Annotated in this window: 19 protein-coding genes; 12 read left to right on the top strand and 7 right to left on the bottom strand. The window is 49.9% G+C overall.

Going from position 1 to position 23692, the window contains the following annotated elements:
• The first annotated feature begins 217 nt into the window (after positions 1-217).
• Positions 218-2338, top strand: coding sequence for a Tex family protein (locus DEF47_RS06445; RefSeq protein WP_012190878.1), 2121 nt, complete (start codon positions 218-220; stop codon positions 2336-2338).
• Positions 2339-2421: 83 nt separating this feature from the next.
• Entirely contained in the window at positions 2422-3399 is a 978-nt protein-coding gene (locus DEF47_RS06440) for a deoxyhypusine synthase family protein (RefSeq protein WP_012190879.1), read from the top strand.
• Positions 3400-3688: 289 nt separating this feature from the next.
• Here DEF47_RS06440 and DEF47_RS06435 read toward each other — a convergent pair whose 3' ends face one another.
• Positions 3689-3838 (bottom strand): family 1 glycosylhydrolase, encoded by a 150-nt coding sequence (locus tag DEF47_RS06435; RefSeq protein WP_287045030.1) that lies wholly within the window; start codon positions 3836-3838, stop codon positions 3689-3691.
• 263 nt (positions 3839-4101) lie between these two features.
• Between DEF47_RS06435 and DEF47_RS06430 the strand changes: the two genes are divergently transcribed.
• Positions 4102-4326, top strand: coding sequence for a hypothetical protein (locus DEF47_RS06430; RefSeq protein ID WP_012190880.1), 225 nt, complete (start codon positions 4102-4104; stop codon positions 4324-4326).
• Positions 4327-4381: 55 nt separating this feature from the next.
• On the opposite strand, the gene DEF47_RS06425 is transcribed toward DEF47_RS06430, so the two are convergent.
• Positions 4382-6010: a long-chain fatty acid--CoA ligase gene (locus tag DEF47_RS06425; RefSeq protein ID WP_012190881.1), complete on the bottom strand. Its 1629-nt coding sequence runs from the start codon at positions 6008-6010 to the stop codon at positions 4382-4384.
• A gap of 292 nt (positions 6011-6302) precedes the next feature.
• On the bottom strand, positions 6303-7628 hold the full coding sequence (locus tag DEF47_RS06420) for an MFS transporter (protein WP_012190882.1): 1326 nt from the start codon (positions 7626-7628) through the stop codon (positions 6303-6305).
• A 540-nt stretch (positions 7629-8168) separates the two neighbouring features.
• Here DEF47_RS06420 and abc-f point away from each other — a divergent pair.
• The 8 genes from abc-f (at position 8169) to DEF47_RS06380 (ending at position 18924) form a co-directional block, all read left to right on the top strand.
• Positions 8169-9812 (top strand): ribosomal protection-like ABC-F family protein, encoded by a 1644-nt coding sequence (abc-f, locus tag DEF47_RS06415; protein WP_012190883.1) that lies wholly within the window; start codon positions 8169-8171, stop codon positions 9810-9812.
• The gene (locus DEF47_RS06410) at positions 9806-10624 is read left to right on the top strand and encodes a biotin--[acetyl-CoA-carboxylase] ligase (protein ID WP_012190884.1); all 819 of its coding nucleotides are present in this window, start codon (positions 9806-9808) and stop codon (positions 10622-10624) included. The genes abc-f and DEF47_RS06410 overlap by 7 nt, the downstream gene beginning before the upstream one ends.
• A gap of 118 nt (positions 10625-10742) precedes the next feature.
• Positions 10743-12791, top strand: a complete 2049-nt coding sequence (locus DEF47_RS06405; protein WP_012190885.1) for a glycosyltransferase family protein — start codon at positions 10743-10745, stop codon at positions 12789-12791.
• The gene (locus DEF47_RS06400; protein ID WP_012190886.1) at positions 12788-13933 is read left to right on the top strand and encodes a glycosyltransferase; all 1146 of its coding nucleotides are present in this window, start codon (positions 12788-12790) and stop codon (positions 13931-13933) included. The genes DEF47_RS06405 and DEF47_RS06400 overlap by 4 nt, the downstream gene beginning before the upstream one ends.
• Entirely contained in the window at positions 13933-15162 is a 1230-nt protein-coding gene (locus DEF47_RS06395) for a glycosyltransferase (RefSeq protein WP_012190887.1), read from the top strand. The genes DEF47_RS06400 and DEF47_RS06395 overlap by 1 nt, the downstream gene beginning before the upstream one ends.
• Before the next feature lie 11 nt (positions 15163-15173).
• On the top strand, positions 15174-16445 hold the full coding sequence (locus DEF47_RS06390; RefSeq protein WP_012190888.1) for a lipopolysaccharide biosynthesis protein: 1272 nt from the start codon (positions 15174-15176) through the stop codon (positions 16443-16445).
• Positions 16442-17749 (top strand): polysaccharide pyruvyl transferase family protein, encoded by a 1308-nt coding sequence (locus tag DEF47_RS06385; RefSeq protein WP_012190889.1) that lies wholly within the window; start codon positions 16442-16444, stop codon positions 17747-17749. The genes DEF47_RS06390 and DEF47_RS06385 overlap by 4 nt, the downstream gene beginning before the upstream one ends.
• Positions 17750-17757: 8 nt before the next feature.
• Positions 17758-18924, top strand: a complete 1167-nt coding sequence (locus tag DEF47_RS06380; protein WP_012190890.1) for a glycosyltransferase family 4 protein — start codon at positions 17758-17760, stop codon at positions 18922-18924.
• Here DEF47_RS06380 and DEF47_RS06375 read toward each other — a convergent pair.
• From DEF47_RS06375 to DEF47_RS06365, 3 genes are all read right to left on the bottom strand, one after another.
• Positions 18899-19405 (bottom strand): hypothetical protein, encoded by a 507-nt coding sequence (locus DEF47_RS06375; protein ID WP_012190891.1) that lies wholly within the window; start codon positions 19403-19405, stop codon positions 18899-18901. The two genes, DEF47_RS06380 and DEF47_RS06375, sit on opposite strands and share 26 nt — an antisense overlap.
• 27 nt (positions 19406-19432) lie before the next feature.
• Positions 19433-20173, bottom strand: coding sequence for a TylF/MycF/NovP-related O-methyltransferase (locus DEF47_RS06370; RefSeq protein WP_012190892.1), 741 nt, complete (start codon positions 20171-20173; stop codon positions 19433-19435).
• 87 nt (positions 20174-20260) lie between these two features.
• A complete protein-coding gene (locus tag DEF47_RS06365; protein ID WP_012190893.1) occupies positions 20261-20980 on the bottom strand; it encodes a class I SAM-dependent methyltransferase in 720 nt (239 codons plus the stop codon).
• A gap of 223 nt (positions 20981-21203) precedes the next feature.
• On the opposite strand from DEF47_RS06365, the gene DEF47_RS06360 reads away from it, so the two are divergent.
• Positions 21204-22622: a hypothetical protein gene (locus tag DEF47_RS06360; RefSeq protein ID WP_012190894.1), complete on the top strand. Its 1419-nt coding sequence runs from the start codon at positions 21204-21206 to the stop codon at positions 22620-22622.
• 112 nt (positions 22623-22734) lie between these two features.
• Here DEF47_RS06360 and DEF47_RS06355 read toward each other — a convergent pair whose 3' ends face one another.
• The gene (locus DEF47_RS06355; RefSeq protein WP_012190895.1) at positions 22735-23670 is read right to left on the bottom strand and encodes a branched-chain amino acid transaminase; all 936 of its coding nucleotides are present in this window, start codon (positions 23668-23670) and stop codon (positions 22735-22737) included.
• Between the last annotated feature and the right edge of the window lie 22 nt (positions 23671-23692).

The raw sequence follows: 23692 nt of genomic DNA, 5'->3' as shown, positions 1-23692 counted from the left end.
TCCCACTGCGGCGGGCGAGGGGTATTCCACCCTTCATGATACGGTGTTTCCCCCTCGCCTCGCTCTGCGGGAGAGGGGGTCAGGGGGTGAGGGATAGACATCATTGCTAATCCAATACACCATTACAGATAGCCTATAGCCTTCTCCCCTTCGTGCTCTTCGTGTCCTTCGTCGTTTCAACATTCAACATATTCGTTTAGCTAGATTGAGAATTTCCATGGATTATGCCCATTTAATTGCCAAAGGCTTGACGGTGCGTGCCGAGCAAGTTACCGCTGCGATTCAATTATTCGATGCAGGCAATACTTTGCCGTTCGTCGCTCGTTATCGTAAAGAGCAAACTGGTGGCTTGGATGAAGAACAATTACGCAGCATTCAAAGCCAAATTGCCCGTTTACGTGAGCTTGACGAGCGGCGCGAGGCGATTTTGAGTGCTCTGCGCGAGCAAGGCAATTTGAGTGATGAATTGGCCCAAGCCTTGGCCGCCGCTACTGATAAAACCACCCTCGAAGATTTGTATGCGCCGTTCAAGCCCAAACGCCGTACCCGCGCCAGCATAGCCCGCGAACGTGGCCTCGAAGGCTTGGCTGAAATTATTCAAATGCAGCCGAATGATCCGATTGATGCTACCGCTCGCCAGTTTCTCAACGAACAGGTTGCCAGCATTGAAGAGGCCTTGGCTGGAGCACGCGATATTGTAGCCGAGCAAATCAGCGATCATCCTGAGGTGCGCCGTCAAACTCGCGAACGCGCTTTGCGTTGGGGCGTGGTTCGCAGCGAGTTAATCGCCGATGCCGAGGATAGCAAGGGCGTATATCAAACCTACTATCAATTTGAGAGCACGGCCAGCCGCCTCAAGCCTTACCAAGTGTTGGCGCTCAACCGTGGTGAAACCGAACATATTTTGCGTTTTAAAATTCAGATGGATCAACGTGATTGGTTTGATGTGGTTGCCAAGTATTTTCCGCTTGATCAACGTTCAGCTTGGGCCGAGCAACTGCGCTTGGCGATCCACGATGGCGCTGAGCGATTGCTCTTGCCAGCAATTGAACGCGATGTGCGCCGCGCCTTGACTGAGCAAGCCGAAAGCCATGCGATCACCGTCTTTGCCAAGAATGTGCATTCGTTGTTGCTGCAAGCGCCAATCGCCAATAATGTGGTGCTCGGGCTTGATCCAGGCTACCGCACTGGTTGCAAAGTGGCGATTATCGGCCAAACTGGCAATGTGCTCACGACTGCCACGATTTATCCTCACAGCGGCGCGGCAGCGCGTGAACGGGCGTTTCAAGAATTGCAAAGCTTGATCAAACGCTATGCTGTGAGTTTGATTGCCATTGGCAATGGCACGGCCTCGCGCGAAACTGAGCAATTAGTCGCCGATGTGATTCGCCACCAAACTGGTTTGCACTATTTGATTGTCAGCGAAGCAGGAGCCAGTGTTTACAGTGCTAGTACGCTTGCCCGCAGCGAATTGCCTGATCTCGATGTCAGCTTGCGCGGCGCGGTTTCGATTGCACGGCGGGTGCAAGATCCCTTGGCCGAGTTGGTCAAAATCGAGCCAAAAGCGATTGGCGTAGGCATGTATCAACACGATGTTGATCAATCGGCCTTGGGCAATGCGCTTGATGGCGTGGTTGAGAGCGCAGTTAATAATGTTGGGGTTGATGTCAACACCGCTTCGCCTGCGCTTTTACGCTATGTTGCCGGGATTGGCCCCAAACTTTCGGCTCAAATTGTCAGCCATCGCGAGGAACATGGCCCATTTCGTTCGCGGGTTGCACTCAAAAAGGTCAAAGGGCTTGGGCCAAAAGCCTTTGAACAGGCCGCCGGATTTTTGCGAATTCGCGATGGCGATGAAGCCTTGGATGCCAGCGCAATTCACCCCGAAAGTTATACGGTTACCCGTAATTTGTTGGACAAGCTGAATATTAACGCCAAAACAGGCCGCAACGAACGAATCAAACGCTTGGAAGATTTGAAAAATCAGCCATTGCATAGCCTTGCGGCGGAATTGGGCACAGGCGTACCAACCCTGAGTGATATTATTGACCAACTGCTGCGGCCAGGTCGCGACCCCCGCGAGGATGTGCCAGCACCAATTTTGCGCAGCGATGTGCTGGCTTTTGAAGATTTGCAGCCGGGCATGCAGCTCAAAGGCACAGTGCGCAATGTCGTCGATTGGGGCGCATTTATCGATTTGGGGGTTAAGCACGATGGCTTATTGCACCGTTCGCAAATTCCCCGTGGCCTGAGTTTGAGTGTTGGCGATATTGTCGATGTTAGCATTCAATCGATCGACCCAGATCGCAAACGGATTGCCTTAGTTTTAGCACAATAAGCCTCAGCCTGCGGTACAATAGACGGCGGCGCTGGCTCGATCTAGCGCCTTAAGATTTGCTTTATCAACAAAAGAGGTAGCTTGTGAGCACGACTCCTATCAGCGATTTTTTGCGCCATAACTTTCGCCACTTCAACGCGGCAGCCATGATCGATGCCAGCGATGCCTATGTGCGCCACCTTGAAAACAACGGCAAAATGATGATTACCCTTGCTGGTGCGATGAGCACCGCCGAATTGGGAATCTCGTTGGCCGAAATGATTCGCCAAGATAAAGTGCAGATTATTTCGTGTACCGGAGCCAACCTCGAAGAAGATTTATTCAATTTAGTGGCTCACGATTACTACGAACGGGTGCCGCATTATCGCGATTTAACGCCCGATGATGAAGCTGCGCTGTTGGTTCGCCATATGAATCGGGTCACTGACACCTGTATTCCCGAAGAAGAAGCCATGCGCCGCTTGGAACGCGCCTTGGTCGATGAATGGACTGCGGCTGATGCAGCGGGCGAACGCTATTTCCCCCACGAATTTCTCTATCGAATTTTGCGCAAAGGCGTTTTAGAAGAATATTTCCAAATCGATATTAAAGATTCGTGGATGTACGCCGCGATGGAGAAAAACCTGCCAATCATCGTGCCAGGCTGGGAAGATTCAACGACTGGCAATATGTATGCAGCTCACTGTATCCAAGGCGAAATCAAGAATATTCATACAGTGCGAACTGGGATCGAATACATGGCCTATTTGGCCGAATGGTATATCGAAATCAGCAAAACTCATTCAATTGGCTTCTATCAAATTGGCGGCGGCATTGCTGGCGACTTCCCAATTTGTGTTGTGCCAATGTTGCACCAAGATATGCAAATGGGCAACGTACCAGTGTGGGGCTATTTCTGCCAAATCAGCGATTCAACGACCAGCTATGGCTCGTATTCGGGTGCAGTGCCCAACGAAAAAATCACCTGGGGCAAATTAGAGCCAACCACGCCTAAATTTATTGTCGAATCCGATGCTTCAATTGTTGCACCATTGATGTTTGCCTTGATTTTGGGGCAGTAAACAGAACATAGAACATAGAGCATAGAACATACGTTATTAACCGCGAAGAACTCGAAGATCGCTAAGTTTGATATCTACCAATAGTTTGAACTTCATGCTGCTTCGTGCTCTTCGTGGTTAAATATAGCCCCTAATCCCAGTTTCGTGCTGCTTCGTGTCCTTCGTGGATCAAATTTGGCCCCTAAGCCTAAATTCCCCTCGTTAGTAGCCTAAAACTCTTAATCATACATACATAGCCATGGATCGATATTTGCTTGCTTCGATCGAGGTGATAGCGATCGTTGGCAAGCTAACCATTATGCTTGGGGCGAATCGTCGCTAGCGTGTTGGCAATGTTATTCCAAAAGCTCTCACCGTTGCCAACATTGTGCCAAGTGCCTGCAATGTGCGAGGCAGTGGTTGATCTGCCCCAAAGAAAATAATTGGGAAAGTGCGGCATAGATTTATCCTTGGCATGGTTGACGTTAGCCTAGACCAACCAGTAACTACTGTTAGCGCAATGTTAAAGAGTAGCTTAAAGAATATTTTCTAGGAACGTTGGCCATTACCAAAACGTTCTACTTACAACGAAACAGATTGGGTAAATTAGTTGGTTAACTTGAAATTGTACTCTAAAACCATAGTCCTTCTGGTTGAGAAAACGTTTCCAACCATCAGGGGAGTAAAGGTGAATAGCACTCACGAAAGGGTAGTAGTAAACAAATGAGCATGGTCATTGAAACTCAAACATATACAATCAAAATTTCGCCTAATACCGATGAGCATAGCATCTCGATTGTGCGCTCGGATGGGATTGAGGCTACCTGTTATCAACTAAACGAGGTTATTACGGTTGTCGAAGTGCTGGGTGGGCGTGGCTGGTGGCAGCAACATCAAACCCAAGTTCGTAGCCTCCTCGAAGCATGTTTTGGGGAAACAGTCTGTTAAACCCCAATTAATAGATCAACAGGGCGGATGAAACATCCGCCCTGTTTTTGTTTAATTAGCCTAATTCACCATTGGCATAGCGGGCACGTAGCACTTTTTTATCGAATTTGCCCACGCTGGTTTTGGGAATTTCGCTTACAAACACAACTCGTTCAGGTAGCCAGAATTTGGCCACCAACGGCTCAAGATACTCCAAGAGTTCACTCGGCTCAACCTCGCCTGCATCTTTGGTCAGCACCACACAGGCCAACGGGCGCTCGCTCCAACGCTCATCGGGAATCGCGATCACCGCCGCCTCAGTGACCTTGGCATGGCCCATCAAGGTATTTTCCAGCTCAACCGATGAGATCCATTCGCCGCCGCTCTTAACCAAATCTTTGGTGCGGTCGGTAATTCCCAAATAGCCTTCGTGGTTGATTGTAGCCACGTCGCCAGTGCGAAACCAACCATCGGCGGTAAAATGCTCGGCGGTTGGCTCAACTTTGTAATAGCCAGCGGTAACCCACGGGCCACGCGCCTGCAACTCGCCAACCGTTGTACCATCCCACGGCAATTCCTCGCCAGCATCATTGACGATCCGCAATTCGACTCCGCCGATTGGATAACCCTGTTTGGCACGTAAATCCCAGCGTTCGTGGTCGCTTAGTTGGCGATGTTGCGGTTGCAAGCTTGAAATTGTGCCCAAGGGCGAAAGCTCGGTCATGCCCCAAGCATGCAACACAGGCACGCCGAAATCGCGTTCGTAGGCTTCGATCAAGCCGCGTGGCATAGCTGCACCACCAACTGCCAAACAGCGCACATGCGAAAAATCGCGGGGATTGGCGCGTAATTCTTGATACATCGCCGTCCAAATGGTCGGCACACCAGCGGGGAAGGTGATTTTTTCGTCGGCAATCAAATCGGCCAAGGCCACTGGATTCAAGTGCAAGCCAGGCATCACCAAATCTGCGCCAGCAAACATGGCCGAGTAGGGCAATCCCCACGCCATCGCATGAAACTGAGGCACGACGGGCATCACAATATCATCGGGAGTAAAGGCTAAGGCTGTGGCTTGATTTTCGCCCATCGTGTGCAAATAGAGCGAACGATGGCTATATAACACGCCTTTGGGATTGCCGGTTGTGCCGCTGGTGTAGCACAAGCCCATCGCTTGGCGCTCGTCAGTGACAGGCCAGTCGAATTCAGCCTCGACTTGGGCCATCAAATCTTCGTAATGCAACACATTCGGGAAGGGTGTTTCGATGCCAGGTTGGGCATTGATCAAAACGATGGTTTCGACCGCAGGAATATTATCGGCAAGCTTGGAGAACAATGGCAACAAGGTTGCATCAACAAAAATCACCTTATCTTCGGCATGATTGATGATATAGGCCAGTTGCTCGGTTGAAAGCCGAATATTCAAGGTATGACAAACCGCGCCAGCACAAGGAATTGCATAGTAGAGTTCAAGATGTTGGTAATTGTTCCAAGCAAACGTGCCGACGCGATCGCCTTGGTTGATGCCAAGTTTGTGCAGCACATTGCCTAAGCGCTTCACACGGTGGTAGAGATCGGCGAACGAATAGCGGTGGATTGAGCCATCAGGTTGCTTGGTTGTCACGCGTTTGTGGGGGTAGAGTTTATAAGCGTGGTCGAGCAACCGATCAACGGTCAGCGGATAGTCCATCATCAGGCCACGTAGCATTGCAATGCCTCCTTGCACTCCAAAACGGGGGCTGGCTCTCAGCTATCGATTTGCGCCATCATACCATAGAGCAGAAAGGATGAAGGATGAAATTTAACGCAGCGGCGCAGAGAGATGCGAGACTAGTTCCCTCACCCCTCTCCCGTCCGGCAGGCGAGGGGGAACCATCAAACCAAACGCCCCTCGTCCGCCGCAGTGGGCGAGGGGTCGGGGGTGAGGGAACGAAAACTGGCTGTTAACCCAATGAACCATTACAAATAGCCTATAGCCTATAGCCACATGCTTCGTTGCTCTATGCTCTACGTTCTTCGTGGATACGTGGCTCAGGCAAGCGGCGCGAGAGCAACAAACCAATAAAGGCGCTGGCCGCACTAATCCAAAACAAGGGTAAATAGCCGAATTGGGCCAATAACACCCCACCCAGCACCGGAAAAAAGGTCGCGATGCCCATCAAGGTATTACAAACACCGACATAGACTGGACGTTGCTCGGCTGGTGCTAACTCCATCACATAGGTTAAACTAGCAGTGTTCGAGCCATCGACACTTAGGCCGATCAACAAGAAAATTACGCCAAAAAACCAACCCAAGGCTTCTGGCCCCAAAATACTGGCAAATGGCATCACCAACAAAGCCCACGTTGGCACGGTGATGATCAACGCACCAGTTAAGACAATCAACAAACGATTGCCCCGTTGATCGCCAACCCGCGACCAAAAGAGGTTCGATAGTGCTGCCGAGAACACTCGTACCGCCAAATAGACCCCAATCATGCGTGGTGGCACATTCAATACTTCACGGGCATACAAAATATAAAAAGGGTCAGCCAAGCCACCCAAACGGGTGACCATGCGCGAAAGCACATATTGGCGAAAATTGCGGTCACTCTTGAGCAACACCGGAATTTTCGCAAACATCTGCTTGGTCGAAATCGCCGCAGGCGGATTGGTTGTCGGCGGCTCGGCAAATAGGCTAAACGAAATAATCCCAAAGCCAATCAACACAAACGAAATAAACAGCAAAACCCCATAATTGTGGGGAAATAGCAAAGGACTGGAACGGCTCAGCAACCAACCAACCAAAGGGCTAACCAAGGCAAACGAGAGCAAACCGCCGATTAAATTGCGTGCTCCGAAAAATTTGCCGCGCTGACGGGCAGGAATCGTTTTGGCCACAACTTCCTGAAAAGCCACCGAGCCAGATCCACCCGTAAAATTGTAGAGCGCATAGCCTAGCAAAAACAGCGGCAACAGCACCCAAACTGGCAAACTAGTTGCATTCCAGACTACCAAAACCATCGCCAGCCAAATAAAAAAGCGCACAATTCCGACTTGGCGATAGACTGGCAATTTGTAGGTCATGCCTTGCAAACGGCCAGCACTCAACAATTGTGGTAGCAGCCAGCCGCCCGATTTGAGCGATGGCAACAAGCCAACTACCCACGGCGCAGCGCCCAGCTCGCGTACAAATACCGTCAGAACCAAATTCGCATCGCTAAATGCGTCGGCTAAAATAAATAAAACTCCATTGGCCACTCCTAAGCGCATGTTACGGCGCAAAGTTTCTTCATTGCTCGCACGCGGAGCAATAGGCCGATGAAGTGCTAATTTCCATTGCATAGCACATTTGTCCTTGGCAACAGGCCGTTTCCTGCTGCCTACAAAAAACGTCCAAGAACCCAACGTTCCCGAACATTTGCTTAATGTACGGAGCCTGCCGTACCAGATTCAATTAGTGCTCATTCTACTGCGATGTGCTGTGCTATGCAAGTATGCGAAAATCACGATATTGATCCACGAAAGGCACCAAGAGCACGAAAAACGAAACCACGAAGAGCACGAAGGACGCGAAGGCTTGTTTTTAGCCACAGATGAGCACAGATTTTGATGATTATTCTGCTATTCTCACTATGTATACTGGATTTTAGCTGCCCGTTCTGACCCCTGAATCCTGATCCCTAGCTTCTACTATTTTGCCTTTTGATTTCTGCCTTTTGATTTTATATTCCTCCTTCTTTTGTCTGATGTTGGGTAGTTGCCACTCATGCTAAGCTTGAGTTATTGATTATTTTAGGGAGTTATACCAATGGAAATCAACTGTTTGATGATCGAAAACCAACGTTTAGGCACTATAAATCAAGCTAGGAGATCATCGAACATATGTTATTGCAGATTAACAACCTCAACAAAGCCTATGGCCCACAGCAAATCCTCAGCGATATCGCGTTAATTATCAATCGTGGCGAACGAATTGGCCTCGTTGGCCCAAATGGCGTTGGTAAATCGACCTTATTGCGCTTAATTATTGGTCAAGAGCAAGCCGATGCTGGCACAATTCGCTGGGGCGAGGGCTGTGAATATGGCTATTTAACTCAGCAATTAATCACCCCTAGCGAGCTGAATGTTGAGCAATTACTGGCAGCTAGCCAACAACAACTCAGCCAACTCGGCCAACAGCTTGAGCAATTAAGCAACCAAATGGCCCATGCCGACCCCGATCAACTTGCCGATCTTTTAGAACGTTATGGCGATGTGGCCGAGCGCTTTGAGTTGCGTGGTGGCTACGAACTGGATTACCGAATTGATCAGGTGCTTGCGGGCTTGGGCTTAAGCCATGTGCCCCGAGAACGCTCAGTCCAAGCGCTATCGGGCGGCGAGAAAACCCGACTTGGTTTGGCCGCGCTGCTAATTAGCAACCCCGATGTGTTATTGCTCGATGAACCAACCAATCACCTTGATCATCAGGCTAGTGCATGGCTTGAAACGTGGCTCCAAGCCCATAACGGGGCAATCTTGGTGGTTTCACACGATCGAGCGTTTCTTGATCAAGTGGCAACCACAATTATTGAGCTTGATGAACATACCCATCAACTCAAAACGTATCCTGGTAACTACAGCGCCTATTTTGCCGCCAAGCAAGCTGAACGCGAACGCTGGGAAGCTGATTATCAACGGCAGCAGGTCGAAATTCGCCAATTACAAATGCGAGCCAAAGCCCAAAATCAACAAGTTGCCCATAATCGAGCGCCGCGTGATAACGATGGTTTTATTTATCATTCCAAGGGCGAAAATGTGGCGGCGGCGGTTTCACGTAATCTGCGTTCAGCCCAACAAGCGCTTGAGCGCATTTTGGCAGATCCAATTCCTGAGCCACCCAAACCACTGGCGATCAACCCAACCTTTAATCCCAGCCCCGATGGTAGCCAACAAATGCTGTCGATCGAAGGCGTGAGCTATCAGCGTGAGCAACAGCCAATCCTCGAACAGATCGATTTGGAATTACGGCCCCGCCAACGCATCCTGATTACGGGAGCCAATGGCAGCGGCAAAACCACCTTGCTAGACCTGATTGCCGGCGATTTGCAACCAAGCACAGGCCAAATTCGCTATGGCCCAAACCTACAAATTGGCTATTTACGCCAAGAATATCAGCGCCCCAAGCCTGAGCAAAGCCTATTTGAAGCCTATCGCGAAGGTTTGCTGGGCTTTAATAAAGATCTGATCAACGAGCTAGTTTGGTCAGGCTTATTCCGCTATGCTGAAGTCAATCGGGCGGTTGGCAGCATTAGCACAGGTCAGTTGCATAAGTTACAATTAGCCCGACTGATTGCCGCACGCGCTAATTTGTTGTTGCTTGATGAACCAACCAACCACTTAAGTTTTGATGTTTTAGAGCAATTCGAGGCTGCGCTCAATCAGTTTGCTGGGCCAATCATTGCGGTTTCGCATGATCGGCGCTTTATTCAGCAATTTGCTGGCGAGATTTGGCATTTACAACAGGGACGGTTAACGCGCCTATGCTGACATCATTTGAACAAACAATTATCGAACCAGCCCGTTATCAGCTAGAAACTTTGATTATTGGCCAAGAATTGCTTGGACTCGAACAAACTGCCTCAACCAACAGCCTCATTCGTGAACGTGCTTTTGCAGGAGTCTCCGAGGGCTTGGTGATTGTGGCCAACGAACAAACCGCTGGCCGTGGGCGACGCGGACGCACTTGGAGCGCTCCAGCTGGCAGCAGTTTGTTGCTTTCGCTACTGTTACGCCCAACCTGGCTCTTGCCAAGCGAAAGCTTTTTATTGACCATGCTGGCGGCGGTGGCAATTAGCGAAGCAATCGAACGCGAAACCAATTGCAAGGTCGAGCTAAAATGGCCCAACGATCTGTTAATTAATGGGCGGAAATTGGCGGGCATTTTGGTTGAGCTAGAAACGGCTGGCCCCGAACGGCTACGCTGGGCCGTGATTGGGAGCGGTATCAACGTCAATTGGCAGCCAACCGAAGATCCAAGCATCAACCAAGCGGCTACATCGCTGGCCTTGGAATGTGGCAAGGATGTTGATCGGGCGGCCTTGTTACGGGCAATTTTACAAAGTTACGATCGCCAGTATCTGAGCTTACGCAGTGGCCGCCGCGAAGCCTTACGCCAAGCCTGGCTCAGCCGTTTAACCACGCTCGGCCAAACCGTCGAAGTTGAGTTGAGCAGCCACAATTTCACTGGCGTGGCCGAATCGGTCGATCAGCATGGCGGGTTGCAAGTGCGCAGCAGCGATGGTCAACTACATACGGTTTACGCGGGCGATGTTAAAGTTCGCCCAGTAGTACAAGCATAATTTGGCAATCAAGGCAATAGCCTAGCGCAACTCAAGCCCCAAGGTTTGACAGCGTTTTAGGCTATTGTTATACTCGCCACGTTGTGACACCTGTCACATGAATTAAAGGCCACAATGCATGCAGATCGATTCCCAGCATTTAACCCAAGCCAATCAATCAACTTGGCAACGCTATCAAACGGTTATCGCCAGCCTTAGTGCAGGGGTAGCCATCCTGCTTGCATTGTTCAGCTTTGGCCTTGCTGCAAGCTTCGACTGGCTCGTAGCTAATGCTCAACCAATTATTGGCTTTGGTAGCTTTGTGCTTTTGGTGATTGGGCTACCTGGCTGGGCTACAATTCGCTGGCTTACCCCGCAGCATGTGCTCACTCGCAGCGAGCGTTGGGCTTTGAGCTGGGCCGTGGGCATTGCCTTACCACCAATTTTATTCAATCTCTTTCACATCGTAGGCCTATCAATTAATCGTTGGGTTGTGGTTGGCTATGCGTTGCTTGGGCTATTGTTGACAATCTGGCCTGAGCCACGGTCAGCTTGGAATACCCGCCTTGCCCAACTCAAACAAATCCGCATCAGCAGCCATGCCTGGATCTTGCTGAGCATCACGCTAGTCAGTATCCTTCAGCGTTTGTTGGCTGTACGCGAATTGAGCGTAGCCCAGTGGAACGATGCCTATCACCATACGATCATCACCCAACTTTTTTTAGATCATGGTGGTATTTTTGAGACATGGCAGCCCTATGCTGATTTAAACACCTTCAGCTACCACTATGGGTTTCATGCCAATAGCGCCTTTTTGGCATGGTGGAGCCAACTGCCCGCCACCACTAGCGTGCTCTACACAGGTCAACTGCTGGGCATTGCCACCGGCGTGATGGCCTATTTACTGGGCCGTCGCTTGAGCAATCGGCCAAGTGTGGGCTTAATCGCCTTTGGCTTGACCAGCTTCTACAACCTCATGCCCGCATATTATGTCAATTGGAGCCGTTTTACCCAATTGATTGGCCAAGTTATTTTAGTAGGCTTGGTGGTCATTTGGCTGCTAGTGTTGGAATATCCACAGTTTAGTTGGAAATTGGTTGGTCTCGCCAGCGTGCTAACGACAAGTTTGCTGCTGACTCATTATTTAGTCACGATATTTGCGGTGGTTATGGTTGGTTTCGGCATTTTAGCCTTATTAGCCCGCCAGCCAAGCTTAACCAATTTGAAGCAAATCAGCTTACGTGCAACAGCAATTAGCCTTGCAAGCGCTCTGATCGCAGCACCATGGCTGTATACCATTATTCAAAGTAAACTTACGGCGATTGCCCGTAACTATGTGACTGGTTATAGCGTTGGCTATGCCACAACGGTAGCAACCCTCGACCAAATTGTGCCAACCTATATTAAAGCTCCAATTATGCTGTTGGCCGTTGTCGGGATTTGGTTGGCTTGTGCCCAACGGGCTTGGCGTATGCTGTTACTGGTGGTTTGGAGCCTTGGGCTTCAGATTTTGGCAGTGCCCTATGTCTTTAACTTACCAATTAGCGGCATTATTAGCGGATTCGCCGTTTCAATTATGCTCTATCTGACGCTGATTCCATTAGCAGCCTATCCCTTGGGCCTTGTGCTGGAGCGCTTTAACCAGCAATGGTATGTCAAAGGCTTGGCTCTGATCGGCTTATATGGGCTGATTGTGTGGTCTACACCATGGCAAACTGCGATTGTCAACGAGCAAAATCGTTTATTGACACGGGCTGATGAGCAAGCGATGCACTGGATTCGCACTACAACTGAGTCAGAAGCTCGCTTTCTGATTAATGGACTTTTTAGCTATGGCGATGCATTAATTATTGCCGATGATGGTGGCATGTGGATTCCCTTCCTGACTGGTCGCCAAACTACCATTCCACCACTGACCTATGGCTCGGAAAAAGCGATTAATCCGCAACTTGATCGCGAAGTCTACGCCTTATACGATGCATTACGCACCACCAACCTAGAGACTGCCGCAGGCCTTGCCTTGCTGCAACAGCATCAGGTTGATTATATTTATACTGGGCCGCATATGGGCAAAAATGCTCAAAAAATTCAACTCAACACCCAAGCACTCCGCTATCGTCCTGAACAATTTCCAATTGTCTACGAGCGCGATGGAGTGGTGATTTTTGCAGTAAAGGCGCAACAATGAAACTATGTGTGGTTGGACCAACCTATCCCTACCGTGGGGGGATTGCTCATTACACCACGCTGTTGGTCAAACATTTGCGCGAAGTTGGCCATCATGTACGATTTTATTCGTATACCCGCCAATATCCGCGCTGGCTTTTCCCTGGTAAAACCGATAAAGACCCCAGTGCTACGCCGTTGCGGGTCGAATGCGAATATGTGCTTGACCCTACCAACCCAATTACCTGGTGGCGCTTGTGCCGCAAAATTCGCGCCGATAATCCAGATTTGGTGGTATTGCAATGGTGGGTTCCCTACTGGACACCTTCGCTCAGCTATATTTCGCGCTGGCTGAAAAAACACACCAAAGCCAAAATTGTCTATATTTGCCACAATGTCATGCCCCACGATGGCGGTGGCTTTTTGGATCGGCGCATGGCTTCAACGGTGCTCAAACAGGGCGATGCCTTGATTGTGCATAGCGACCAAGATTTGCATCGTGCCCAAGCATTGTTGCCGCAAGCAGCTGTGCTTAAATCGCAACTGCCAACCTTTGAAGAAGTTGCCAAGCATACCGATTCGGCGGCAATTGAGCGCTTGCGTGGCCAACTTGGCATCTCCAGCGATCACGATATTTTGCTATTTTTTGGCTTTATACGGCCTTACAAAGGCTTAGAATATTTGATTCAAGCCTTGCCGTTGGTGGTGCAAGAGCGGCCTGTGCATTTGCTGGTGGTTGGCGAGTTTTGGGCTTCGCCAGAGTTTTATCAGCGCTATACCCGCGAATATGGGGTTGAAGCCAATGTCACCTTTGTCAATCGCTATGTGCCCAACGAAGAGCTTGGCCCCTATTTCGATTTAGCCGATGTGGTCGTGCTACCGTACATTTCGGCGACCCAAAGCGCGGTCGTGCAATTGGCCTTTGGGCTAGGCAAGCCGGTCATCACCACGCGGGTTGGCGGTTTGCACGAAGTTGTGCGCGATGGCGTGAATGGCTTAGTCGTGCCGCCACAGGATGAAGTTGCCCTAGCCAAAGCGATTCTGCGCTATTTTCAGGCTGAATTAAAAGCCCCGATGACTGCCGCCGTCCACGCTGAACGCGGCCAACAATTGCATGGCTGGGAACATCTGATCAATTGCCTTGAACGAATTGGGGCCAAATAATGCGGCGGGTCGTTTTTCTGATCACGATGGGTATTGAACGACCTTCGGGTCAGCGCTACTTTAATCTGGCCAAGGAATTGGTGCGCCAAGGCGATCAGGTACGCATCTTGGCCTTGCACCCCGATTTAGAACAATGTCAACAACGCCGCTTTGTGCAGGATGGAGTTGAAATTTGGTATGTTGGCCAGATGCACTCGCGCAAACGCCATGGCGAGGTACTGCCATTTTCACCCTTGCAGTTGCTAGCGGTCTTGATTCGTGCCACATTAGGCATGCTGTGGGCCATTCTCTGCTCGCCCGCTGAGATTTACCACCTTGGCAAACCACAACCTGTCAATGGTTTGGCGGCGATTTTGGGGGTGTTGTTGGGGCGTGGTCAACGCTTTTGGGTCGATTGCGACGATGATGAAGTTGGTAGCAATCGCCTGACCAACCAAGCGCAGCGTATGGTGTTTGGCTTTTGGCAATGGCTCTTGCCGCGTTTAGCCCAAGGCGTAACCGTCAATACCCAAGCCTTAGCGGCGCGAATGCTTGCTGCGCGGGTTGCCAACATTGTCTATGTGCCCAACGGCGTTGATTTGAGCTTGTTCCAAGCGCCAGAGCCAGCAGTTTTGGCAGGCTTGCGCACAAGTTTAGGTTTGGATGGAATGCAGGTGATCGCCTATGTTGGCACAATCGCCCTGCACAACCACCCAATCAACCTTTTGCTCGAAGCCTTTGATCAACAATTAAAGCATGATCCTCTGATTCGACTGGTGCTCGTTGGTGGCGGCGAAGATCTGGGTTATGTTCAAACTTGGATTCGCGACCATGGCTACCACGATCGCATCTTCTGTCTTGGGCATCAAGATCGGCGCAGCATTCCCATGTGGATGGCGCTTGCCAATGTGACGGTTGATCCAGTGTATGATGATATGGTGGCACAAGCCCGTTCGCCCTTGAAGCTGTTTGAAAGCTTGGCCTTGGGAATTCCCCCAGTTACTGGCGATGTTGGCGATCGGCGGCTTGTCTTGAATTTTGCTGCTGATCGGTTGATCGCTCCGGCTGGTGATGCATTGGCGTTAGCTCAAACCCTGCAAGCTGTGCTAGCAACCTGGAGTACAACTAATCGCCAAGCCTGCTTTGAACGAGCGACTGACTATGCATGGTCGGCGTTGGCGCTACGTTGGCGAGCAGGCTACGAGGAATCTTATGCGAACCAGGCACTTGACTCAACCTCAACCAAATAGCGAGTTTGGCAATGATTAAGGAATCTACGCCAACGCAAGCCAGTGTGGCCGAAGCCCCTGCCCCTGCCAAATTGCCACGCGCTCGGCTTTTTCAGATCAGCTTTGGGGTTGGCGGGGTCATGCTGGCGCGGGTGTTGGGGATTTTCACCCAAATTATTTTGGCACGACGCTTGGGTGCTGAGCAATATGGCTTGTTTAACTCGCTGTATGCCTTGCTCAACCCACTGATTATTTTAGCCAACCTAGGCTTGGATAATTGGCTATTGCGTCAAAGCACGGATCGTACAAAGCTCAACAAATCGGTAAGTCGGGTGTTTGCCTTACGGGGGTTTGTGCTGGCAGGCCTGTTATTGGCCGCTGCACCATTTGTCAGTATGCGCAGCCCTGAATTTACCCCGCACCTCATTGCCTTGGCTTGTGCCGGAATTATTGGCGATTTATTGGTAGGCACCGCTGATACCGCCTTGCGAGCCTCAATTCAAGTGCTCAAAGCCTCAAGTTTGCAAATTGTGGTTGCGCTAAGTTTGTTTGTGCCGATTTGGTTTACCCCCAACTTGCCATTTTCCACCGTGGTGATCTATCGTTGTATCGCGGTAGCCTTGGGCTTTGGCCTGAGTGTCTACTACTTGCATGGCATTTTGCGCTGGGTTTGGCAACCACGCCAATGGATCAATACAATTAGCGAGGCGCGTTTCTACTTTATCTCCGAGGTGATGGCCTATTTGACCTTGCGGGTTGATCTGTTTTTGGTGGCTTTGCTGCTACCAACGATCAATTCAGGGATTTATGCGCCACCACTAGCAATTATCAATAATACCTTTTTAGTGCCCAGTATTACCGCCCAAATCTTGCTACCGATGATCGTCAAGCATCCGCCGCGCTCACCACTCTATCGCCGCGTGATTAGCTTGGCAATTGGCTTGAGCATTCTCTACGGCTTGGCATGGTTGGCGCTGCTCACCTGGCATTCCGATTGGATTATCAATCTGATGTATGGGCCACAATATGCCGATGCCATCCCGTTGTTGCAAATCATGGCCATCATTCCATTGCTCAAAAGCCTGAATTTCTGCTGGGCGACCTTTATGGTTTCCAACGATCAGCAGCCGTTACGAGTTAAATTGCAAACCATCGGGGCCACAATTAGCATTCTCGGCAATTTTGTGGTGATTCCGTTGTATGGTCTGCATGGCGTAGCGATTATTAACATGATCACCGAAATTGCCCTGTTTATCTCGTATGGTTATGGAGCTTGGCTGACCTATAAGAAAGTGATGCGATGAAGGTTTTATTATTGAATGCCCATTCGCCGCAAAATGCTGGCGATTTGGCCTTACTTGAGCAATCGTTGGCCCATTTACGAGCCGCGTTTCCCCATGCCGATTTGAGCTATGTGATCAATCAGCCTGATCCGCCGCAATGGCTGCCTGCTGATGTTCCCTATATTTTGTCGATCCATGAGCATAAAACCAATTTGATCAAAGATGCACCCAAGCCACGGCGTAAATGGCTGATGCTGGGGCTGGCAATCTGGTTGGTTGGCATCAGCCTGATCTATCGCTGGACAGGCATCAAACTCAAGCCAGCCAAAACCAGCGATTGGCGTGAATTACTTGAGCATTATTTTGAGGCCGATGTTACGGCAGCGATTGGCGGCGGCTATTTGTATGCGACCAAAGCCTTCGACCTGAACTACATTTGGGTGTGGTTGGGCGTGGCCTTGCCCGTGCTCATGGGCAAGCCGCTAGTAATGTTGCCGCAATCGTTTGGGCCGGTCACTGGCAAAATCAACCAACTGCTGTTGGCATGGTTGGTCAATCGCTCAGTCCAAGCCTATGCCCGCGAAGAACGTTCGCAGCACTATCTCTATAGCATCGGGGTTAATCAATCAGTTCAGGTTGTGCCTGATGTCGCCTTCAACTGCCCAACCGTCGAGCCAGCCCAAGCCGAGCACTATTTGGCCCGTTGGTGGCAACCAGCCAAACGCCCTGCTTTAGTCGTTGGCATCACGGCGATGGATTTTGGCATTCAGCACCCAGGCTCGGGGTTTAGCCATGGCCAACGTTATGAGCAAGCCTTGCTCGATTTGATTCAACATATCGGCCAGTGTGATGATGTGCATATCTTGCTGTTTGCCCAATGCGTTGGGGCCAGCGAGGCTGAGGATGATCGCGTGGTGGCGCGGCGCTTAATCGCTCAACTGCCAGCCACTACGCCAATCACTTTTATTGATGATCGCCTGCAACCAGCCATGCTCAAACAACTCTACAGCCAGATTGATCTACTGATTGCAACGCGTTTGCATTCGGCAATTTTCGCCTTGAGTACGGCCACACCCAGCTTTGTGATTGGCTATTTGCACAAATCGGCAGGCGTGATGCACATGCTTGGCTTGGCTGATTACCAAATTCCGATTGAATCGATCGATAGCAGCAACATTATTAGTGCCTTTGAACAAACCCTCGCTGCCCGTGGCTCGATTAAAACCATGATGCGCAGCAGCATTCCCGCCTTGCAAAGCCAACTTGAACGTTTGCCCAAGCAGATTCGGGCGGCGGTTGGCGATTGGTTACGAGGAGCAAAGTAGCAAATTGTATGCGTAAAATAACTGTCGCTCAAGTGATTACCGGCTTTGCGAGTGCCGAAGGTGCTGGCGGCTCAGCCTTATTTGGCATCGAAGTAGCACGAGCTTTAGATAAAAGCCGTTTTCGGCCAATTTTGTGTGGAATTCATCGGTTTAATGCACCTTCGGAGCAGCGTTGGCTCAAAACCTTGGCCGATGAGGGCATTGAAACCAGAATTATGGTGCAAGAACGCAGCAAATTGCGCTACGATATGGTGCGCTTCAGTGCGTTGCTCAATCAACTGATTCAAGCACAAGCCGTTGATATCATTCACACCCATGTTGAGCGAGTTGAATTTTTCATTAGTTTGCAAAAATTACTCCACCCCAGCCACTATCCCAAACTTGTCCGCACCATTCATGTCAATGCCATGTGGGTTACGCGGCCATTAGTACGACGCTTGATGAACATTGTCTACACCCAACTATTTGGCGAGGAAATCGCAATTTCCCAAGCCACCAAAACCATGCTTGATCAACGCATGGCAGCCAAGGTCTTTGGGCGCTCGGCCAGCTTAATTCAAAATAGCCTACCGCTCGCACGCCTGCAAAAATTCGATCTACCCAAACAGCACCAGCGATTTAGCCCACCCCGTTTTTTAGTGATTGGCCGGCTAGAAATCCAAAAAGCTCAAGATATTTTTATTCAAGCGGCGGCGTTGGTGTTGCAACAATACCCTGAAGCCGAGTTTTGGTTGGCAGGCGAAGGCACCCAAGAGGCCAATTTTCGCCAATTGACGGCCAATTTAGCGATTGAGCATGCAGTTAAATTCCTTGGGCCACGCGGTGATATTCCCGAAGTGTTGAGCCAAGTCGATGTGCTGGTCTCAACCTCACGCTGGGAAGGCTTTGCAACGGTAATTTTAGAGGCAATGGCAGCACGCACGCCAGTGATTGCTACCGATATTGGCGGCAATAACGAACAAATCGTTGATGGCGAAAATGGGCGTTTGGTCGCAAGCGAAAATCCTAGCGCAGTCGCCGATGCCATGATCTGGATGCTTGAACATCCTCAAGCAACTGCGCTGATGGCACAGCGCGGCTACGAATGGGGGCAGCAGTTTACGATGGAACGCACTGCTGCCCAGTATGGCGAACTGTACGAGCGTTTGCTTAGGGAGCAAAAATATCGACCTTAAGTGGGCCTAAATCAAGCTTTTGATCAACCTTGGCATCAATTACCATGGTTACTTGGTCAGGGCCAAGCAAAATTTTATAATTGCTATAAACATCGCCTACCACCACTACATAGCGATGGGGTGGAATGTTTTCAAAGACAAAATCGCCCTGATCATCGGCAAAGGTAATGGGGCTTTGAACGGTATTGAGCACAAAATTGGTTTCGCCTTTGTCATTATCGTAGGCTTCTGCCAATTGCACCTGAACCTGACTATAAGGCTGATTGTTGGTAGGGTTGCTAACATTGCCAAAAACCGTAGCTTTACCACTTTCTGGATCTTTAATTTGGGTCAGATCAATATCTTGAACGATATCACCACGCATTGTGGGAGTTGGCAACGCCCCAACAGTTGGCAATGGGCCAGCCGTTGGGGTAGTACTACTATCGCTACAACCCACTAAAGCCCCAATCATTAACCCCATCAAAAGTATTTTGCGCATCGAAAAACTCCCTCGAATAGCACTAATTTAGCGGCGGGTAATATGCAAGCGACTTTTATGCTCAAAGCGAAATTCAGCTTGGCGGTCGCGGAAGAAATCATCAACAGCTTGGCGGCAGCCCGACCAACTAGCATAGTCGTCGATCACCAAAATGCCACCTTGGGCGAGGTGCGGCACAATCCGCTCAAGACAAACCATCACCGAATCATACCAATCACAATCGATATGGGCCAAAGCAACTGGCTGGTTGATCTGCAAACTATCTTCATATAAGCCCTTGACCAAGCTTACCTGATGCTCTTCAATTGGGTAACCAGCTTCGGCGAAGGCCGTAATCACCTTTTGATCAAGCGCCTCCTCGTAGCCATAGTAACGCCGATTGCCTAAGCCAAGCGACTTACCAGTGCTAATAACCTCGTAGCGTTGATGGACATCCTGACCATCACGTTCAGATGGTGGTGGGATCATGCCAAAAACATCGTAAATGGCGAATGGGCGCTGTTTTGCTTTAACACTCGTAATGACGATTGCTGAGCCACCAGCAGCACAGCCAAGCTCAAGCATTTGGCCCATAACGCCTTGCTGCTCGATTTGGGCAACCGCTGCGCCAAGATCGAGCAAGGCCTGTTGCTCAAGGTAGGTTAAGTGCTGTTGCTGAACATGGCTGATTGCTGCGACAAGCTTTGGTTGCAACCGATTGAGCTTGCTTAATTGCCAAGCATTGATCAGCGTTGACGTGATATACTTCAGTGATGCTTTGATTCCCAAAATGTGACTACTCCTGTTGATTACTGCTAATTAACCCCTCTAAACAAGGGCTAAACTGCCCGATTAACCCAAAAGGATTAGTGGCATTTAGCCAGTTTTACGAGCGATTAGCGCATAATTTTTGCACATTCCGGCGGCAGTGTATTTATATTGAAGGTCAAGGCGGCTAAATAACAATGAGGTAACCACCAGCATTGGCCGAAGCAGCAGTGCGGCCAAACTTCCGCCAAAACCAGCAAAACCACCACCATACAAGCGCGGATTGAGCGGCAAACTGCGCACGGCTAAGTCGGCCTGATAGGCTAATGTGCCGTAATAGCCTTCAAGCCACTGCGTTTGCTCAACCTGAAACCCCGCCTGCGTCAGCTGATGCTTGAAGCCAAACTGAGTATAGCGATAGAAATCGTAAGGCACTTCATGCTCTTCATAAAATAAAGGAGCTGAGAGCCAAAGCGTGCCATTCGGCTTGAGCAGCCGCAGCATCTCTTTTAATACCAGTTGGGGATTGGGCAAATGCTCCAAAACCTGAGTCAGCAAAATCAAATCATAGCGTTCGGACTCAACCGGCACTGCCGCTAAATCACAGACATAGGTCATCGCTGCATAGGCTTTATCGACCTGGCAAAAATCGGCTGACTCATAGGTTACATGGCTAAAAAAGCGCTGATATGCGCCATCGCCCGCCCCAGCATCGAGCATTCGTTGGCCCGGTTGCAGGCTTTGGGCAGCCTGTTGCACAAACTGCTCAAGATACACTCGCGATGAATTTTTGGCATAACGGCGCAGAATTTTTGGCAAAATTGCCATAATAACTTCCTAAAACAATAGTTAACGAACCGCTGCCAAGCATACCATGCTGTTAAGCCATCAGCAAACCAACCCAAATCCACTTAAACCGATCAATAATCCCCCGATTAGCCAAGATGGAGTATTGCGAGGAACCTAGGATCTTGTGATACTATAGCCAGCATAACAAGGGAATACCTAAAAGCGTTTAGGTAGATTAACGGTCTTATAAAGGAGTTTATCAATGACGTTTGCGAAGCTGCGTGTACGGGCAATGATGGTTGCCTTGTTGCTTTCAATCTTTGCAGTAGGCGGTCGGGGCGTATCAGCTCAAACCAATGCCTATGCAACCGCATTCACCACCTCGATCACCTACCAAAACATTGGTACTGGTACTGCTAACATCAACTTGACCGTGTACAGCTCAAGTGGAACTCCATCAGCCATCCCAGCCTCAACCTTGGCTGCTAATGGCGCTGGTGCCTACTTTGTTGGCTCAGTCAGTGGCTTGGGCACCACCTTCAATGGTTCAGCAGTGATCTCAGCAGATCAACCAATTGCTGCAACCTTGGTGCAAATCCCAGCCGCAGCTTCACAAGTCAAGAACCGCCCATTGTCAAATGGTTTCTCAAGCGGCTCAGACACCGTGTTGATTCCAACGGTTTTGAAGGCATCATCAAACTACACCACCAAGTTTGTGATTCAAAACACCGACTCAGTGGCAAATGACTTCACCGTTCAATTCATCAATCCAGCAACTGGGGCAGTTGTTCACACTGCTAACCCAACTAACGTCTTGCCAAACACCTCAGTCTACTACGATGCTGGCACGATTTCAGCCTTGGGTGCAAGCTTCAGCGGCTCAGTCAAAGTAACGGCTGTCAAGAATGGCACCAGCAACCCTGGTAGCGCCGTTGGTACCGCCCTTGAATTGCAAACCAATGGTGTTGGTGCTTATGCTTCACAAGCATTCCCATCAACTGCTGCTGCAACCAAAGTTTCGATGGCAACTGCCCTCTGTAGCTATGTGATTCCAAGTGGTCAAACCACCTCGTTCTATGCAGTCCAAAACGCTGGTACTTCATCAGCAAGCGTGACTGTAACCTACGTTGGTACCGCTGCTGGTTCACCAGTCAACGTTACAAGCACCGCAGTCAACATTGCTGCTGGCGCTAAAGCTAGCTTCAATCCTTGTGGTACCACTCCAACCAACTTCACTGGCTCAGCAACCATCAACTCAACCCAACCAATCTTGGCTGTTGGTAAAGTTAATGGTGGTGGCTTGTACACCGCATTCGAAGGTGCAACCGCTGGTAGCGCCAAGACTGCATTGCCATACGTTCGCTGGTTGACCCCAGCTCAAGGTGGCCAACAAACCTACATCGCTATCCAAAACGTTGGCACGAGCGCAGCAAGCAGCGTAACCGTCAAGTACTATAGCGGTGCTGGTGCATTGCTCGGTACTCACACCATCCCAAGCATCGCTGCTGGCGCTAAAGCTAGCTCAAACCCAACCAACGCTGGCGTAACCAATATGGGTGTTGGTGGTGGTTCAGCCGTGGTTGAAGGCGCTGGCGCTCAATTGATTGTGGTTGCCCGCGTAACTTCACCTGTTGGTACTGGTACCACCGGCGAAGACTACAACGGTATTCCTTTCAACTAGGCTTAAACACTCTTAGTATTCCCTTGGGCCTGCTCCAGCAATGGGGCAGGCTTTTTTGACCCAATAAAAAACGCCAGTTCGTTTGAACTGGCGTTTGCGTTGCTGAGAAGATTTAGGCTAAGACTGAATTATAGACTGGGCTGCACCATTCACGCCGCTTGGGATCTTGGCCATGGGTCACAGCATAATACAAGCTGCAAATTTGGCTGAAGATCGGGCCAATTTGGCCATTGCCAACTGCCCGATGATCAACCTCAACTACCGGAGTAACTTCAACCCCTGTGCCACAAAAGAAGATTTCATCAGCAGCATACAGTTCGGTGCGATCAATTGAACGCTCAACAACTTGCAAGCCCAACTCTTCTGTTGCCAGTTGTTTGATCACATGGCGGGTGATGCCTTCAAGAATGTTATCGGTAATGCCAGGGGTGTATAGCACGCCATTGCGCACCACATAGATATTTTCGGCGCTACCTTCGCAAACATGGCCATCTTGGGTCAAGACAATCCCTTCATCAAAGCCATTTTGCATGGCTTCGCTCTTGACCAAAGCCGAATTCACATATGAGCCAGTTGCTTTCAAACGCGCCGGAATCGCATTATCGTCAATCCGTCGCCATGAACTGATGCCAACTTTCAAGCCAGCTTCTTTTTCGATGTATTTGCCAAAGGGAATTGCCCAAATCGTAAAATCGTCGCTAATATCGTGTAAGCGCACGCCAATACCTTCAAATGATTTGTAGGCCAGCGGGCGAATATAGACATCGCTGCGAAATTCTTCACGGCGCAATAATTCAAGCGTGGTCTCAACCAATTGCTCGGCGCTGTAAGGTAGGCGAATTTGCAGCACTTTGCATGAACGCAACAAACGTTCGTAGTGGGCTTGCAAATGAAACACATACAATTGCTCGTCGGCTTCGTTCCAATAAGCCCGAATGCCTTCAAAGCAGCCTGTGCCATAATTCAAGGCATGGTTCATCACGCTGACTTTGGCATCAGCAATCGGCACAATTTCCCCTTTGAAAAAGGCAAAACGATTGGTGGACATAGATACTCCTTAAACTAGGCAA

This window comes from Herpetosiphon sp. (genome assembly GCF_003512625.1).
GTDB classification, from domain to species: Bacteria; Chloroflexota; Chloroflexia; order Chloroflexales; family Herpetosiphonaceae; genus Herpetosiphon; species Herpetosiphon aurantiacus.
This window is presented reverse-complemented; position numbering and strand designations above follow the sequence as displayed.

Excerpts from the sequence above, each read along its gene's own strand:
- DEF47_RS06360 (WP_012190894.1), top strand. The coding sequence starts at position 21,204 with ATGACGTTTGCGAAGCTGCGTGTACGGGCAATGATGGTTGCCTTGTTG.
- DEF47_RS06380 (WP_012190890.1), top strand. The coding sequence starts at position 17,758 with ATGCGTAAAATAACTGTCGCTCAAGTGATTACCGGCTTTGCGAGTGCC.
- DEF47_RS06355 (WP_012190895.1), bottom strand. The coding sequence starts at position 23,670 with ATGTCCACCAATCGTTTTGCCTTTTTCAAAGGGGAAATTGTGCCGATT.
- DEF47_RS06395 (WP_012190887.1), top strand. The coding sequence starts at position 13,933 with ATGCGGCGGGTCGTTTTTCTGATCACGATGGGTATTGAACGACCTTCG.
- DEF47_RS06410 (WP_012190884.1), top strand. The coding sequence starts at position 9,806 with ATGCTGACATCATTTGAACAAACAATTATCGAACCAGCCCGTTATCAG.
- DEF47_RS06385 (WP_012190889.1), top strand. The coding sequence starts at position 16,442 with ATGAAGGTTTTATTATTGAATGCCCATTCGCCGCAAAATGCTGGCGAT.
- DEF47_RS06425 (WP_012190881.1), bottom strand. The coding sequence starts at position 6,010 with ATGCTACGTGGCCTGATGATGGACTATCCGCTGACCGTTGATCGGTTG.
- DEF47_RS06435 (WP_287045030.1), bottom strand. The coding sequence starts at position 3,838 with ATGCCGCACTTTCCCAATTATTTTCTTTGGGGCAGATCAACCACTGCC.
- DEF47_RS06405 (WP_012190885.1), top strand. The coding sequence starts at position 10,743 with ATGCAGATCGATTCCCAGCATTTAACCCAAGCCAATCAATCAACTTGG.
- abc-f (WP_012190883.1), top strand. The coding sequence starts at position 8,169 with ATGTTATTGCAGATTAACAACCTCAACAAAGCCTATGGCCCACAGCAA.
- DEF47_RS06420 (WP_012190882.1), bottom strand. The coding sequence starts at position 7,628 with ATGCAATGGAAATTAGCACTTCATCGGCCTATTGCTCCGCGTGCGAGC.
- DEF47_RS06445 (WP_012190878.1), top strand. The coding sequence starts at position 218 with ATGGATTATGCCCATTTAATTGCCAAAGGCTTGACGGTGCGTGCCGAG.
- DEF47_RS06400 (WP_012190886.1), top strand. The coding sequence starts at position 12,788 with ATGAAACTATGTGTGGTTGGACCAACCTATCCCTACCGTGGGGGGATT.
- DEF47_RS06375 (WP_012190891.1), bottom strand. The coding sequence starts at position 19,405 with ATGCGCAAAATACTTTTGATGGGGTTAATGATTGGGGCTTTAGTGGGT.
- DEF47_RS06430 (WP_012190880.1), top strand. The coding sequence starts at position 4,102 with ATGAGCATGGTCATTGAAACTCAAACATATACAATCAAAATTTCGCCT.
- DEF47_RS06390 (WP_012190888.1), top strand. The coding sequence starts at position 15,174 with ATGATTAAGGAATCTACGCCAACGCAAGCCAGTGTGGCCGAAGCCCCT.
- DEF47_RS06365 (WP_012190893.1), bottom strand. The coding sequence starts at position 20,980 with ATGGCAATTTTGCCAAAAATTCTGCGCCGTTATGCCAAAAATTCATCG.